This is a genomic window from Escherichia sp. MOD1-EC6819, from assembly GCF_002965765.1.
In the GTDB taxonomy this organism is placed as follows: Bacteria; Pseudomonadota; Gammaproteobacteria; order Enterobacterales; family Enterobacteriaceae; genus Escherichia; species Escherichia ruysiae.
This window is the reverse complement of record NZ_PTRG01000004.1, coordinates 43,230-58,797: the sequence shown is the minus strand read 5'-3', so window position 1 is coordinate 58,797 and position 15,568 is coordinate 43,230. Positions and strand designations below refer to the sequence as shown.

General features: G+C 46.7%; 14 protein-coding genes and 3 pseudogenes. 8 read left to right on the top strand and 9 right to left on the bottom strand.

Translation table 11 applies throughout. The features are described 5' to 3' along the window. Window positions 1-23 precede the first annotated feature (23 nt). Window positions 24-1,055 carry a low conductance mechanosensitive channel YnaI gene (ynaI, locus tag A7Z06_RS06260; protein WP_000559884.1) on the bottom strand — a complete coding sequence of 344 codons (1,032 nt, stop codon included), beginning with the start codon at window positions 1,053-1,055 and terminating at the stop codon, window positions 24-26. A 243-nt stretch (window positions 1,056-1,298) separates the two neighbouring features. On the opposite strand from ynaI, the gene A7Z06_RS06255 reads away from it, so the two are divergent. Further along, complete coding sequence (locus A7Z06_RS06255) at window positions 1,299-1,556, top strand: DUF2534 family protein (RefSeq protein WP_000605087.1); 258 nt, start codon at window positions 1,299-1,301, stop codon at window positions 1,554-1,556. Window positions 1,557-1,605: 49 nt separating this feature from the next. On the opposite strand, the gene uspE is transcribed toward A7Z06_RS06255, so the two are convergent. From uspE to A7Z06_RS06235, 4 genes and pseudogenes are all read right to left on the bottom strand, one after another. Beyond that, entirely contained in the window at window positions 1,606-2,556 is a 951-nt protein-coding gene (gene uspE / locus A7Z06_RS06250) for a universal stress protein UspE (RefSeq protein ID WP_001262134.1), read from the bottom strand. Window positions 2,557-2,707: 151 nt separating this feature from the next. Continuing rightward, the gene (gene fnr / locus A7Z06_RS06245; RefSeq protein WP_000611911.1) at window positions 2,708-3,460 is read right to left on the bottom strand and encodes a fumarate/nitrate reduction transcriptional regulator Fnr; all 753 of its coding nucleotides are present in this window, start codon (window positions 3,458-3,460) and stop codon (window positions 2,708-2,710) included. A 194-nt stretch (window positions 3,461-3,654) separates the two neighbouring features. Next, complete coding sequence (ogt, locus tag A7Z06_RS06240) at window positions 3,655-4,170, bottom strand: methylated-DNA--[protein]-cysteine S-methyltransferase (RefSeq protein ID WP_000945044.1); 516 nt, start codon at window positions 4,168-4,170, stop codon at window positions 3,655-3,657. A 17-nt stretch (window positions 4,171-4,187) separates the two neighbouring features. Next, window positions 4,188-4,319, bottom strand: a pseudogene (locus A7Z06_RS06235) (hypothetical protein); the annotation flags it as partial. A gap of 20 nt (window positions 4,320-4,339) precedes the next feature. Between A7Z06_RS06235 and A7Z06_RS22000 the strand changes: the two are divergent. Further along, a pseudogene (locus A7Z06_RS22000) lies at window positions 4,340-4,535 on the top strand (LysR family transcriptional regulator); the annotation flags it as partial. A 172-nt stretch (window positions 4,536-4,707) separates the two neighbouring features. Here the strand turns inward: A7Z06_RS22000 and A7Z06_RS06225 are convergent. After that, window positions 4,708-5,523 carry an AraC family transcriptional regulator gene (locus tag A7Z06_RS06225; protein WP_000156571.1) on the bottom strand — a complete coding sequence of 272 codons (816 nt, stop codon included), beginning with the start codon at window positions 5,521-5,523 and terminating at the stop codon, window positions 4,708-4,710. Between the two features lie 96 nt (window positions 5,524-5,619). Here A7Z06_RS06225 and A7Z06_RS06220 point away from each other — a divergent pair, with 96 nt between their 5' ends. The 3 genes and pseudogenes from A7Z06_RS06220 (at window position 5,620) to smrA (ending at window position 8,905) form a co-directional block, all read left to right on the top strand. Beyond that, on the top strand, window positions 5,620-6,648 hold the full coding sequence (locus A7Z06_RS06220) for an HlyD family secretion protein (RefSeq protein WP_000587193.1): 1,029 nt from the start codon (window positions 5,620-5,622) through the stop codon (window positions 6,646-6,648). Between the two features lie 2 nt (window positions 6,649-6,650). After that, window positions 6,651-8,109 (top strand): annotated as a pseudogene (locus A7Z06_RS06215) (DHA2 family efflux MFS transporter permease subunit). Between the two features lie 232 nt (window positions 8,110-8,341). Further along, on the top strand, window positions 8,342-8,905 hold the full coding sequence (gene smrA, locus A7Z06_RS06210; protein ID WP_001046841.1) for a DNA endonuclease SmrA: 564 nt from the start codon (window positions 8,342-8,344) through the stop codon (window positions 8,903-8,905). 20 nt (window positions 8,906-8,925) lie between these two features. Here smrA and A7Z06_RS06205 read toward each other — a convergent pair whose 3' ends face one another. Further along, window positions 8,926-10,158: a sensor domain-containing diguanylate cyclase gene (locus A7Z06_RS06205; RefSeq protein WP_105279361.1), complete on the bottom strand. Its 1,233-nt coding sequence runs from the start codon at window positions 10,156-10,158 to the stop codon at window positions 8,926-8,928. A gap of 257 nt (window positions 10,159-10,415) precedes the next feature. Here A7Z06_RS06205 and zntB point away from each other — a divergent pair, with 257 nt between their 5' ends. The 3 genes from zntB (at window position 10,416) to dbpA (ending at window position 13,250) form a co-directional block, all read left to right on the top strand. Further along, a complete protein-coding gene (gene zntB / locus A7Z06_RS06200; protein WP_016158374.1) occupies window positions 10,416-11,399 on the top strand; it encodes a zinc transporter ZntB in 984 nt (327 codons plus the stop codon). Between the two features lie 274 nt (window positions 11,400-11,673). After that, window positions 11,674-11,847, top strand: a complete 174-nt coding sequence (gene ynaL / locus A7Z06_RS21790; RefSeq protein ID WP_032225105.1) for a proline-rich small protein YnaL — start codon at window positions 11,674-11,676, stop codon at window positions 11,845-11,847. 29 nt (window positions 11,848-11,876) lie between these two features. Continuing rightward, window positions 11,877-13,250, top strand: a complete 1,374-nt coding sequence (gene dbpA / locus A7Z06_RS06190; protein WP_000123764.1) for an ATP-dependent RNA helicase DbpA — start codon at window positions 11,877-11,879, stop codon at window positions 13,248-13,250. A 94-nt stretch (window positions 13,251-13,344) separates the two neighbouring features. On the opposite strand, the gene ttcA is transcribed toward dbpA, so the two are convergent. Both ttcA and A7Z06_RS06180 read right to left on the bottom strand, forming a co-directional pair. Continuing rightward, window positions 13,345-14,280, bottom strand: a complete 936-nt coding sequence (ttcA, locus tag A7Z06_RS06185) for a tRNA 2-thiocytidine(32) synthetase TtcA (protein ID WP_000662471.1) — start codon at window positions 14,278-14,280, stop codon at window positions 13,345-13,347. Window positions 14,281-14,331: 51 nt separating this feature from the next. After that, window positions 14,332-15,567 carry a site-specific integrase gene (locus A7Z06_RS06180; protein ID WP_000040859.1) on the bottom strand — a complete coding sequence of 412 codons (1,236 nt, stop codon included), beginning with the start codon at window positions 15,565-15,567 and terminating at the stop codon, window positions 14,332-14,334. Between the last annotated feature and the right edge of the window lies 1 nt (window position 15,568).

Here is a 15,568-nt window from a genome sequence, read left to right as displayed (position 1 = left end):
TCGTCATCCGGTTTTGTTGAGTTTTATTTAAGCTGTTCGGGAGGTGTAATATTATCCATATACAGCGTCTGGCTGGGGAACGCAAAATCCGCGCCGTGCGACTGCACAATATCGATAATCTTCAAATAAACATCCTGCTGGGCGGCCAGCCATTCGGCCCAGACCGTGGTCTTAGTAAAGCAATAGACCATAATATTTAATGACGAATCGGCAAACTGGTTGAAATAAACCAGTAAGGTTTGTCGCTGGTCGATAGCAGGGTGATTTTTCAGCATCTCACGTACGGCTTCGACAATAGCCCCAACTTTTGCGGCATCTTCATAACGTAAACCAATGGTAGTAGTAATACGCCGGTTGGTCATTCGCCCCGGGTTTTCTACGCTAATGGACGAAAAAAGCGAGTTTGGTACGTACAGTGGGCGATTATCAAAGGTGGTGATTTTTGTAATACGCCAGCCAATTTCTGCTACTGTGCCTTCGATATTCCTGTCCGGTGAACGGATCCAGTCGCCAATACTAAAGGGGCGATCGAAATAGAGCATAATCCCGGAAAAGAAGTTACTCAGAATATCTTTACCGGCCATACCGACAGCCAGACCACCAATACCACCAAAGGTCAACAAACCGGAAAGGCTCATGCCGAAATGTTCGCCATAAAGCAGAACAATCACCACGATAATGCTGATTTTGATGATGCGCGACATAATCCGCGCGCTGGTGATATCTCGACCTTTTTTTATCTGTTGCCTTTCAAACTGATTAATCAGGAGAAATAACTTAACCGTCAGAATAAGCGCAATCAGTGACGTACAGATAAAATCGATAACGCCTGGGGTGATAAATTTGAGTTTGTAATTTTCAATAACATAATTAATGATGCTGCCGACAGCACTGATAATTATGGTGTAGATCAAAAATTGAACCGCATGGAATAAGAATCCTTTTCTTTTACGATTTCCACGACGAAACCAAAAGCTCATCAGAATCAATGCTGCGCAGCTACCGAAAATAATGACCAGATTAAGCGCATTATTTGTAAACAGTTCAGCGATCATTGTTTTATCAGGCTCCTCCAGATAATTGATGTCATGCCGGAAACCCCTGGCGGGGGTATTTTATCGCGATAATTCATTCATATCATCAATAGACAGGGAAGGAAGTAGCAACATTAGCGAATTTATCAATGGGTTGATGATTTGAACGACAACAATCTCGTGCTTTCGGGGCAGACAACGAGGAAATGTCATGATATTGTTACACACAAGTAACAAAGGGTTTATCTGCATAAGGATTACATCATGATCATGGCGAAGCTGAAGTCAGCAAAGGGGAAGAAGTTTCTCTTTGGTCTGTTGGCGGTTTTCATTATTGCGGCGTCAGTTGTGACTCGCGCGACTATCGGCGGTGTTATCGAACAATATAATATTCCGCTTTCTGACTGGACGACATCAATGTATGTGATTCAGTCATCGATGATTCTTGTTTATAGTCTGGTCTTTACTGTATTGCTGGCAATCCCGCTGGGAATTTATTTCCTCGGTGGTGATGAGAAGTAAATAAAAGAAAGGCCCGAGATATCGGGCCTTGCAATTAATTGATAAACAATTAATCGTCTTCTTCGTCATCCAGTTCTACAGGCGTCTGGTACTGGTCAGGTTTAATCACCAGCAAATCGCAGCGGAGATGATCAATCACCTGTTCAGCCGTATTACCAAGGAATGCCGCAGAGATACCGGTGCGTCCCACAGTGCCAAGAACGACAATCCCTGCCTGCAAATGTTCGGCCAGATCTGGAATCACTTCTTCTGGCAGACCTTTTTCAACGTGCGTCATGTTTTCATTAATGCCGAATTTCTGCCGCAGGGCTTTCATCGCCAGCAAATGTTGTCCACGAATGGCATCGTTATAAACGCTTGGATCAAATTCCGGCAGTTCAATGGCAATATTGATAGGTGTTACGGGGTAGGCGCCAACCAGATGGACTTCGGTGTGATTTACCTGTTCCGCCAGCTCGATCGTTTCTTTCACCAGTTTTTCATTGAGCGCATTATGATATGGCTCTTCACTGGCGAGATTCACCGCCACCAGCGCCTTACCACCTTCCGGCCACGGCTGGTCTTTCACCATCCACACCGGGCTTGGGCATTTGCGTAACAGGTGCCAGTCGGTAGGGGTGAAAATAACCGCTTCCAGACGGTCATGTTGGTGCGCCATTTTTAGCACCAGATCGTGCCCACTGCTAACCACTTCCTGAATGATGGCTTCGAAAGGACGGTTATGCCATACCACTTTAATTTCAATCGGGACGCCAGCGTTGAGATAATACTTTGCCTGCTCATGGATCCAGGCAGTACGCTGGCTGATGACGCCCTGACGCATCGCGGTACGTTCGTCCGGGGAGAGCAGGGTGGTCATTTCGTATGAGAAGTCATAAATCGGCAAAAAGGCTTTAATTTTGCCACCAATCCGTTGATGTAAATAAACAGCTCGCCGTAATGCCGGTTGATCGTCCTGGTTAGGATCGATAACAACGAGCATGTTCTGATACATAGCCATACAGGGTCTCCTTACAACAACTGTCAACGCAGTTTGTAATTAAAAGATTAACCCATATCTGGTGAATGAAACAGTGATGAACCTTCTGCCAGATCAATAAATCAGAAAAATTTAATGATATGACAGAAGGATAGTTGATTATGCGGAAAAATCAGGCAACGTTGCGCGTATGACCAGCAAGCTGAGCCAGCGCATCGTTATTTTCGATGGTGATGTATTTACCTTTGACCGCCAACATGCCGCTTTTCTGGAAACGACCCAGCAGACGACTGATGGTTTCTACCGTCAGGCCAAGATAGTTACCGATATCGCCACGAGTCATCGTCAGGCGGAATTCACGAGGGGAGAAGCCGCGTTGGGCAAAACGACGGGACAGGTTGTAGATAAAAGCAGCCAGGCGTTCTTCTGCATTTTTCTTCGACAACAGCAGGATCATGTCCTGATCGCCTTTGATTTCACCGCTCATCAGACGCATCATCTGCTGACGCAGATTCGGCATTTTACCAGACAGATCGTCCAGGGTTTCGAACGGGATTTCACATACCATTGAGGTTTCCAGCGCCTGGGCGAAACTCGGGTGATGACCGCTACCAATAGCGTCAAAACCTACCAGATCGCCTGCTAAATGGAAGCCAGTGATTTGCTCGTCGCCTTGCTCTGTGATGGTATAACTTTTAATCGTACCGGAGCGGATGGCATAAAGCGATTTAAGTTCATCACCAGCCTTAAACAGCGTCTGGCCTTTCTGAATAGGCTTCTTTCGCTCGATGATATTATCAAGCTGATCAAGCTCATGTTCGTTGAGTGTGAACGGGATGCAAAGCTGACTGATGCTGCAATCCTGGCAATGGATAGCACAACCGCCAGACTGAATGCGCCGTATAATTCGCTTTTCCGGGATCATAGGTCTGCTCAAGCCGTAATTGATATTTGTCAATTTTAACATCTTTTTAGGGAGCAAGTAAGTCTAAGCAAACCTTAACAGCGGAGAATTCCGATAATAGATGTAAATTTATGTCTATCCCTTTGAAAAGCTTTAAATTGTTAAGGGTAACTTTACATAAAACTGTGAAAAAATCGGCACAAATTGTTTAAGGTTTACAGTAGCAGATAGCCTTCATGGCGCAATAACCACTCTTTTCGCTGCACTCCGCCTGCATATCCTGTCATCGTGCCGTTTCGTCCAATAACCCGGTGGCAAGGGACGACGATGCTGATCGGATTAGAGCCATTTGCTGCGCCAACGGCACGCGCTGCACCTGGTCGACCCAGATATTCAGCCAGTTGACCGTAATGCATTACCTGCCCGCAGGGGATAGTGCGCAGTGCCTTCCAGACTTCGCGCTGAAATGGCGTGCCTCCCGTGGCGGTAGGAAGCGTATCAATAATGCTAAGATTCCCGGCGAAATAGTCACGAAGCTTGTCGCTTAAACCACCTGGGTTGGTGGCAGAAATGCGCTTATAACCTTCTTTGCGATAATGGATGTCCAGCAGCTGCACCATGCGTTCGCTGTACTCTTCCCATTCAACCGCCCGCAGACGAAATTGTTCATCGCAGATCACCCACAGCGTTCCCAGTGGCGTGGCAATTTTTTCTTCAAGTAATCTCAGCATCCGTTCTCTCTTAAGGCTTAAGACAAACGTGGGTAAATCCCCGAACCAATAGGCAGACCGATAAGATACCACGCCAGCAACATTAGCAGCCATACCACCAAAAAGATTAAGACTAACAAAGAGTAAGTAGCTGGTTTCGCGTCTGGTTTGTCGCAGTCTGGTAGCATAAAGCGATTTTTTGATTTTTCAGCCTGAAGAAATGAGGGCAATCCTTCACATGGATCGAGGCTGGAATAATTCCAGTCAGCGAAATTTTACCGAAGGCGACCTGTTATTTGATTCAGCAGCGTGATAGCCGCCAGGCACCACTGATCTCGTCATTCATCACCCAATCCCGGCGAGAATGTGGTTATTTACAGAGCTAAAAATGAATAAAAAAATAGAGCCTGTCGACATCCGCCAGACTCTACAGTACACACAGCAGTGCATCCGCGTCTTAAATCCGGCCTGGGTTCCTGGTGACCGGTGACAGTGTTATAACGGTTTTGCCCATCTGTTGCCAATTTTCTTCAGTGACAGATTTCACGAAAATATAAGTTAAATCATTCGTCTCGTGATTGCATAATCATGCATCGCTAATCGACTGGTAAATTTACCGGGCGAGTAACCCGTTCGACGCTTAAACATATTGCCGAACGATTCGGCTGAGGCATAGCCCAGACGATGGGCAATTTTGGCCAACGAATATCCATCATCAAGAAGCGTTACTGCAGAAATAACGTGCATTTGCTGAACCCAGTGGCGAAATGTTAATCCCGTTTCTTTAACAAATAAGCGCATGAGTGTACGGCTACTGACGTTAATTTTATCCGCCAGATTATCCAGTGTTGGCAGATACCCTTGGTTGTTTAGCAAATTCTCACAAAGCTGCTGTAGCCGCTCATCATTTGGCCAGGGGAGTTCAAGTGACATTTTCACCCCCATTTTTATTTCCTGAAGTATCAGTGTCTCGAGGGCTGAAAAACGTAACTGTTGTTTATCTGTGGTATTTTGCGACGGTGGAAGTTGGTTAATTGCAATTAGTAATTCCCTTAACAGGGGTGAAATACCGGTCATGAAGCAAACTTTTCCCAGCGTTTCACTTTCCGCTTCTGAAACCAGTACGGTTTTTAAAAGTACGTTGCCCGTCGCAACAAACTTATGCGGCATTTGTGGAGGCAGCCAAAGCGCGCTGCTGGCATGGACTAGCCAGACGCTTTCTCCAGCCCATACACGAACGACGCCTTCAGCCGGGTAAAGCAACTGGGCATAGAGATGTTTATGCCAGGGAACTGTGCCTCCATTCAGATGTTCCGAATCCAGTCCGATAATGTGATGCCCTGGTGATGCTTTGGGTTGCAGTGTGATTGTCATTTACAGTAGGTATTTTGTCAGAAATCATCAAATAAGCCATGTTAAATTTTAAATATGACGTATGCAAGTTTCCGGATATATACGGTGTAAAGAGTGATGATAATTTCTAAAAAACAGCTTATTGGGGTGGTTGCGATCGGTATTCTTTTGGCTGGCGTTGTCTTTTTTATCTGGTGGGTAAGCAAAGGAAGATTTATACAGACGACGGATGATGCTTACATTGGTGGTAATATCACCACGGTGGCAAGTAAAGTTTCTGGTTATATTTCTGCTATAGAGGTGCTCGATAATCAGAGCGTAAAAAAAGGCGATATTATCCTGCGTCTCGATGATCGGGATTATCGTGCAAATGTCGCCAGGCTTGAGGCAAAAATAAAAAGTAGCAAAGCCAATCTCGAAAGTATTCAAGCCACTATTGCGATGCAGCAGTCGATAATTCAAAGTGCCAGTGAAACATGGCAGGCAGTAAAACATGAGGCGCAAAAGCGCCTGCGAGATACTGAACGTTATGAAAAACTCGCACAATCAGCGGCAATATCGCAACAAATTATTGATAACGCCAGGTTTGACTACCAGCAGGCCGCAGCAAAGGAGCGCAAAGCCGCGAACGATTTCCTGGTGGAGAAGCAACGGCTGGCGGTTTTATCTGCTCAGGAAGAAAATGCACGTGCGAGTATCGAAGAAGTTCAGGCCGCTCTGACTCAGGCACTACTGGATCTGGAATATACCCTTGTTCGTGCGCCGATTGATGGCATTGTCGCAAACCGCAGCGCCCATACAGGCAGTTGGGTGGAGGGCGGCACATCGTTAGTTTCACTAGTACCAGTCAGTGAGTTGTGGGTTGATGCAAATTTTAAAGAAAACCAAATAGCGGGAATGAAGCCTGGAATGAAGGCTGAGATCCGCGCAGATGTGCTCAAAGGGAAAGTGTTCAAGGGCTATGTTGAGAGTCTCGCCCCAGCGACAGGTGCCAGTTTCAGTTTGATCCCGATAGAAAATGCCACCGGAAATTTTACCAAAATTGTCCAGCGTGTTCCGGTACGGATTGCCTTTGACAGGCCAACAGAATTAAAGCAACTCCTTCGTCCGGGGCTGTCAGTCACTGTTAGTATTGATGAAAAATGATGATGGGGATGGCTATGCGTAAACATATTGCCTTCGCCAGTATGTGTATTGGGTTATTTATTGCTCAGCTTGATATTCAAATTGTTTCGTCATCCCTAAATGAAATAGGTGGTGATCTGTCCGCAGGTAAAGACGAAATGGCCTGGCTTCAGACCAGCTATTTAATTGCTGAGATTATTATTATTCCGCTCTCTGGGTGGCTGTCACGAGTATTTTCCACTCGTTGGCTTTTTACGCTATCTGCGGGAATATTTACTTTAATGAGTATCGCTTGTGGTCTTGCATGGAATATTCAGAGCATGATTTTGTTTCGTGCTTTACAGGGAGCTGCTGGCGCATCCATGATCCCTTTAGTTTTCACGACGGCATTTATTTATTACCAGGGCAAAGAGTTGGGGTTGGCTGCTGCGGTAGTCAGTGCGCTGGCCTCATTGTCACCGACGCTAGGGCCAACTCTGGGGGGCTGGATCACTGATAACCTCGACTGGCGATGGCTATTTTATATCAATATATTACCGGGCATATATTTAGTTTTGAGTATTCCTTTTCTGGTTAATTTTGATAAACCTGATCTCTCTTTACTGAAAGTTGCTGATTATCCTGGTATTATCCTGTTGGCTCTGACACTAGGATGTCTGGAATATACCCTTGAAGAAGGAGCGCGCTGGGGATGGTTGAATGACAATACTATTTTGCTGACATCAGTTCTGGCATTGGTGAGTTTTACTTTATTTGCTGCGCGTACACTTACAATATCCAATCCGATCATGGATCTTCATGCTTTTAAGGATAAAAATTTTACGCTGGGATGTTTTTTTTCTTTTTCTGGAGGAGTTGGGATATTCTCTACTGTATATTTAATACCTGTATTTTTGGGGCGGGTTCGCGGATTAAATGCCGAAGAGATAGGTTTTGCCGTTTGCACAACAGGTATCTTCCAGTTACTTTCTGTTCCCTTTTACTTCTGGTTAACTAAAAAAATAAATCTGCGATGGCTGTTGATGGCGGGGCTGGGGGGATTTGTGTTTTCAATGTATCTTTTTACCCCTATAACCCACGAATGGGGATGGCAGGAGTTACTGTTTCCACAGGCCATCAGAGGGATTTCGCAGCAGTTTGCGATGGCTCCCATCGTAACATTAACGCTGGGAAGAATTCCCAAAGAACGGCTGAAGTTAGCCTCAGGTGTATTTAATTTAACACGTAATCTTGGGGGCGCGATTGGTATTGCCCTGTGTGGCACTATTCTCAATAACCGAACTAATTTTCATTTTTTGAGAATGGGTGAAAAAATGGTTTCTGTTCCCCATACGGTGAATGACTTCATTTCCAGAAGTGCTTTATTTTTTAATCGCAGTGGAAGTGACCAGACATCGGAAATACTGGCTTCAACCAAATTGTTGAGTCAATTGATGTTGCGGGAGGCACAAACTATGGCATTTTCGGATACCTTTCTGCTAATCAGTGGTCTGTTACTCATCGCATTTATGTTGACTCCTGCGATGAACAAATCACCCTGATCGGATGCCTGTGCTGAATTAAACCCGGTCTAAACTGTTCGATACTGTCACCAGGCTAGTATAAAATGCCCCGCCAGTGCAGACACCAGCAGGTATGGAGCAAAGTATTGTTTCAATCTGTGAAGTGAACGATGCCGCAAATATCAGATGTGTGAAGGTGCATAGGAGGTTACATGAACCTTGACGACAAATCGCTGTTTCTTGACGCCATGGAAGATGTCCAGCCACTGAAGCGCGCTACAGATGTCCACTGGCATCCAACGCGTAACCAACGTGCGCCGCAGCGTATCGACACGCTGCAACTTGATAATTTCCTTACTACTGGATTTCTCGACATCATCCCGCGAAGCCAGCCGCTGGAGTTTCGGCGAGAAGGGCTGCAACATGGGGTGCTGGATAAGTTACGCAGCGGTAAATATCCGCAGCAGGCCAGCCTGAATCTTCTACGTCAGCCGGTGGAAGAGTGCCGCAAAATGGTGTTCATTTTTATTCAACAGGCATTGGCGGATGGTTTACGTAACGTGCTGATTATTCATGGCAAAGGGCGGGACGATAAATCGCACGCCAACATTGTTCGCAGCTATGTGGCGCGCTGGCTGACTGAATTTGATGATGTCCAGGCATATTGTACCGCGCTACCGCATCATGGCGGCAGCGGGGCGTGTTACGTCGCACTCCGTAAAACGGCGCAGGCGAAGCAGGAAAACTGGGAGCGCCACGCTAAACGCAGCCGTTGATCACGGGACGCTTCCGTGGCTTATGCTGCCAGCACGCGGTTGCGTCCATCATTTTTTGCCCGATACAACGCATCATCGACCCGTTTAAACAGTTCATCGATACTTTCATTTCCTTCGTGATGCGCCACGCCAATACTGACGGTGAAGCGCGGCAAGCCCGAAATGCTCACTTTTGCCACGCTCAAGCGGATCGTTTCAGCCAAGGAAAGTGCAGTATCCAGAGGGGTTCTGGGCAATAATAAGACGAACTCTTCACCACCCCAGCGAAACACCAAATCGCCTTTGCGGGCGCTGCTTTCGAGTGTACGGGCAAGCGTGCATAACACTTCATCCCCTTTCTGATGACCGTATAAGTCATTGATATGTTTAAAACGATCGGTGTCGATGAGCAACAAACTGTAGTCCTGAGCGATTGCCAGGTGCTGCATCTGTCCTGGGTCAGTTATGTGGTAAAACTGTCGACGGTTAAGTAACCCCGTTAGCGCATCATGGTGGGCAGCATGTTCCAGCTGTTCCTCCAGCCGTTTTTGCTCAGTAATATCATGTACGATACATAACATTAACCTGTCACCGTAAATCTCAATTGGCCCAGCATAAGTTTGTACGTGTCGAACGGAACCATCTGCCAGTTTATGGACAAAATTGAGGGGTTTATGCCCGCCGGGCAAACGTGAAATTTCATGCATGACAGGCATAACGCGACGCCCAAGCATATTAATTTCCCAGGTGTGTTTCTGACACATTGTTTCATTGTTATAGCCATAGAAATTAAGCGCGGCCAGATTAGCATCGACGATTTGGCCATCACGCGAGGGATCTATCAACAACATTGGCGCGGAGTTAGTCAGAAAAAAACGAGCATAAAACCCTTGTTTTTTACGTTGATAATTCGCTGAACGGCTGGCCTTTAAACCCAGAGTTGCGGGTGTTTCCATTCCTTCAAATATAATGACTTTTCCAGTGTCACTAATCTCGTTGAGGGTCAACCGACAGCTTAATGCTGTATCTTCACCATTACGCTGGACAGTGAGGATTTCTACAATATCAAGCTGGTTATGCAGGTCTGTCAGGTATTTTGGCAGTTCGTTTTGCGAGGAGATGGAATAGAGCCCGGTACGTAGCTGACTAAAAGTGCGTTCTTGCATCAACAGTCGCGCAGCACTATTGGCATAAATTAATTTTTCCTCGAAAGGGGAAACGATCCAGACAGGACTTGTTAATAAGTCCAGAGTATTGAAGTTGTGCGTAGTCATTGAAATCCCGTTATTTTTATCAATCTTTTGTTACTACCTGATCGCAAAAATGCCACGACAAATGATCAGATAATTCTGATAATGATAGACGCTATTTAACGCTTTACACGTTTTCAAATCAGGAAAAGTATTTTGCTTTCTGTATTTAATTTTGACAGGATTTTATTAATCATTTCAGGGTAATGGGGTGATGAGATTTTGCGTAACATGACCAGAAGACTAGACTACAAAATAATCCGTTGATGATGGAGGCAACTGTGGAAGTGATTAAGGGAGCGGACGTAAATGTCCCGGATGCAGTATTTGCCTGGATTCTGGATGGCAAAGGTGGCGTTAAACCGCTGGAAAATACAGATGAGATAGATGAAGCGCATCCTTGCTGGCTCCACCTCAATTATGTGCACCATGACAGCGCCCAGTGGCTGGCGACGACACCACTGCTGCCAAATAATGTGCGCGATGCGCTGGCGGGAGAAAGTACACGGCCCAGAGTCAGTCGTCTTGGCGAAGGGACGCTGATTACTTTGCGCTGCATTAATGGCAGTACTGATGAACGTCCCGACCAGTTGGTGGCCATGCGTGTTTATATGGACGGACGGTTAATTGTCTCGACCCGACAACGTAAAGTGTTGGCGTTGGATGATGTGGTTAGCGATCTGGAAGAGGGCACTGGTCCGACCGATTGCGGCGGCTGGTTGGTGGATGTTTGTGATGCGTTGACCGATCATTCCAGTGAGTTTATAGAACAACTGCACGATAAAATTATCGACCTGGAAGATAATCTACTCGATCAACAAATTCCTCCGCGCGGTTTCCTGGCGCTACTGCGTAAACAATTAATTGTTATGCGTCGCTATATGGCGCCTCAACGTGATGTTTATGCTCGTCTTGCCAGTGAGCGCCTGCCGTGGATGAATGACGACCAGCGCCGCCGAATGCAGGATATTGCCGATCGTCTCGGACGTGGTCTGGATGAGATTGACGCTTGTATTGCCCGAACTGGCGTGATGGCGGATGAAATCGCCCAGGTCATGCAGGAAAACTTAGCGCGTCGCACGTATACGATGTCCTTGATGGCAATGGTCTTTTTACCCAGTACGTTTTTAACGGGATTATTTGGTGTCAACCTTGGTGGTATTCCTGGCGGGGGATGGCAATTCGGTTTTTCGCTTTTTTGTATTCTGTTAGTTGTTCTTATTGGTGGTGTTGCTTTATGGTTGCATCGTAGTAAATGGTTGTAACAAAAGAAAATTTGTCTACTTCCTGTATACAAAAACGCCGTAAAGTTTGAGCGAAGTCAATAAACTCTCTACCCATTCAGGGCAATATCTTCCTCGCAGGTGAATGCAACGTCAAGCGATGGGCGTTGCGCTCCATATTGTCTTACTTCCTTTTTTGAATTACTGCATAGCACAATTGATTCGTACGACGCCGACTTAGATGAGTCGGCTTTTTTTTGCCTGTTATTTGTCAGCGTCTACCCTTTAAGAGTCCACCCAATGACCGGAGGGAAATATGACGACACTCATTTATTTGCAAATTCCTGTCCCTGAACCGATTCCTGGCGATCCCATTCCTGTGCCTGATCCGATTCCTCGTCCGCAACCTATGCCCGACCCGCCGCCAGATGAAGAACCGATTAAATTGTCGCATCGTGAGCGTAGATCTGCGAGGATACGCGCCTGCTAATTTTGCGTCGATGACCACGAGAATAGATTGTGACCGCTTTTTCTACCCTGAACGTTTTGCCTCCCGCCCAGCTCACTAACCTTAATGAGTTGGGTTATTTAACCATGACACCGGTACAGGCCGCCGCGCTTCCGGCGATCCTTGCCGGAAAAGACGTTCGCGTGCAGGCGAAAACCGGCAGCGGCAAAACGGCGGCATTTGGCCTCGGGTTGTTACAGCAAATTGATGCGTCGCTGTTTCAGACCCAGGCTTTAGTACTGTGTCCTACGCGTGAGCTGGCGGATCAGGTTGCCGGGGAGTTACGTCGGTTGGCGCGTTTTCTGCCGAATACCAAAATTTTGACCTTGTGCGGTGGTCAACCGTTCGGTATGCAGCGTGATTCGCTGCAACATGCGCCGCATATTATCGTGGCAACGCCGGGTCGTTTGCTGGATCACCTGCAAAAAGGCACGGTATCGTTGGATGCGTTGAATACGCTGGTGATGGATGAAGCCGACCGCATGTTGGATATGGGATTTAGTGATGCCATTGATGAGGTGATCCGTTTTGCACCGGTTTCTCGTCAGACGCTTTTGTTTTCGGCGACCTGGCCAGATGCAATTGCCGCGATTAGCGGTCGTGTTCAACGCGATCCTTTGGCGATTGAAATTGACTCAACAGATGCTCTGCCACCCATTGAACAACAATTTTATGAGACATCCAGCAAAGGCAAAATTCCGCTGTTGCAACGGTTATTAAGTTTGCATCAGCCATCCTCTTGCGTGGTGTTTTGCAATACCAAAAAAGATTGTCAGGCTGTGTGTGACGCGCTTAATGAAGTAGGGCAAAGTGCATTGTCGTTACATGGCGACCTGGAGCAACGTGATCGCGATCAGACCCTGGTACGTTTTGCTAACGGTAGCGCCCGCGTGCTGGTAGCGACCGATGTCGCAGCGCGCGGTCTGGATATCAAATCTCTTGAACTGGTAGTGAACTTTGAGCTGGCGTGGGATCCCGAAGTTCATGTACATCGCATCGGGCGTACAGCGCGTGCAGGAAATAGCGGACTGGCGATCAGTTTCTGTGCCCCGGAAGAAGCACAGCGCGCCAATATCATTTCTGACATGTTGCAGATAAAACTTAACTGGCAAACGCCGCCAGCCAGTAGTTCCATTGTGCCGCTGGAAGCAGAGATGGCGACGTTGTGCATTGATGGCGGGAAAAAAGCCAAAATGCGACCGGGTGATGTGTTAGGTGCGTTGACGGGCGATATTGGTCTTGATGGCGCAGATATTGGCAAAATCACTGTGCATCCGGCGCATGTTTATGTCGCAGTGCGTCAGGGTGTTGCCCATAAGGCATGGAAGCAGTTACAGGGCGGGAAGATTAAAGGGAAAACGTGCCGGGTGCGGTTATTAAAATAATGAAATGTTGTAATGCCGGATGCGACGCTGGTTGCGTCTTATCCGGCCTAAACAACAGTTGCCCGATAATCTTGCGCATCGGGCGCTATCCTGGTTATTTCACTTCAACCACATTCAGCCGTAATTCATCCAGCTGATTCTCATCTTCTTCAGGCTGCCAGCCCGCAGGCTGTAGTGGGATATCTTCGCGATCAAACGCCAGATCACCGCCGTTAACCACTTCGGAACCGTGGGTAATGCCTTTGAAATCGAAAAGAGTGGTATCGCACAAATGAGACGGCACAACATTCTGCATCGCGCTGAACATCGTCTCAATTCGCCCCGGATAACGCTTATCCCAGTCACGCAGCATATCGGCAATCACCTGACGTTGCAGGTTAGGCTGTGAACCGCAAAGGTTGCACGGAATAATCGGAAACGCTTTCGCATCGGCAAAACGTTGAATATCTTTTTCGCGGCAGTAGGCCAGCGGACGAATCACGATATGTTTGCCATCATCGCTCATCAGTTTCGGCGGCATACCTTTCATCTTGCCGCCGTAGAACATATTCAGGAACAACGTTTGCAGGATATCGTCACGATGGTGACCCAGCGCGATCTTCGTCGCACCCAGCTCCGTTGCAGTGCGGTAAAGGATACCGCGACGCAGACGAGAGCACAGTGAGCAGGTAGTTTTGCCCTCAGGAATCTTCTCTTTCACGATACCGTAAGTGTTCTCTTCAACAATCTTGTACTCAACGCCCAGCTTTTCGAGATACTCCGGCAGAACGTGTTCCGGGAAGCCAGGTTGTTTCTGGTCGAGGTTAACGGCAACCAGCGAAAAACTGATTGGCGCACTTTGCTGCAAATTACGCAAAATCTCCAGCATGGTATAGCTGTCCTTACCACCGGAGAGGCAAACCATAATGCGATCGCCATCTTCAATCATATTGAAGTCAGCAATGGCTTCGCCTACGTTACGACGCAGACGTTTTTGCAATTTGTTCAGGTTGTATTGTTCTTTCTTTGTAATTTGTTGATTTTCTTTCATTATTTCAGTTCTCTGGTACTAAATGGGGCAAATTGGGGGCAAACTTTGCAACTACGATAACCGCGCATTCAACATGGCTACCTGTTCGTCGTTCATGTCATCAATCCACATACCGTAAATTTCATACACCATCTGCGCAGTTTCATGCCCCATCTGGCTGGCTATAAACGCCGGGTTCGCTCCTGCCGTCAACAGCCAGCAGGCAAAAGTATGCCGCGTATGGTACGGATTACGGCGGCGAATACCAGCACGTTTTACTGCTGCATTCCATCTCGCACCCAAACTGCTTACCGAGTAATAAGGTTTCTGTTTTCCGTTACACACTCTGGGCATGAAAACAAAATGCAGTTTTTGCTTTTCGGTTCTGCCGTACTCCCGATGATAAAAAGTGATTTCGCTTTTGCGATGATGCCCGGTCAGTTTGTATTGCTCCTTCAGTGCTTCAAGAGCAGGCTGCAGTAGTGTTACTGTCCGGATCCCGGCATTTGTTTTTGGGGGACCGAACATATCAAGTATCGTCAGGTTTCTTCTGACATTCACTATTCCCTTTTCGAGATCCACATCCTCCCACGCCAGAGCTGCCAGTTCCCCGTGACGAAGTCCTGAGTAAACGGCAAATTTCCACAAGTTCTGGCTCTGTCCTTTTTCACTTTCCATTAATGCATTGAATTCTGTTTTAGATAACGGATCAGGCTTTATTCTGTTTCGCTGTAATTTTTTTACTCCTTCAAATGGTTTGGTTGATATAAATCCCGACTGATACGCAAAACGCAACAGCGAACAGAGCAGGGCGATATAGTTATCAACTGTGCGCACGGTTCTTCCTTTTTTGTTGGATCTTGGATTATCCAGGTAAAGCGTTTCTCCATGCAGCAGTTCATTCCGGTAGTTTAAGATATCGCTATAACGAATATGTGATATCGGGGTACTCTCACAAATTATTATTCTGAGTGTTTTTAATTGTGATTTCGTTTTCTTCATTGTGTTTGTTGTTAACTCTGTCTCTTTAATTTTTGTCCAGATATCACAAAGTTCTCCGAACGTTTTTATGACTCTCGTTGTCACCATTTTTGCCCCAGTGCTGGACTGGGGAAAACGTCTTAAATACTCAAATTCACCGGAGTTTATTTCATGAACTATCAGCGATCTTAAATTTCCGGCCTTTTTAATATTACTGTTTGTAATCTCCCAGCCTTTTAATGTTTCCCGACATCGTTTTCCTCGAAACATGAACCAGATGCGAATGTATCTACCTCTAATCTCGACACCTGTTGGTAATTTAGACATA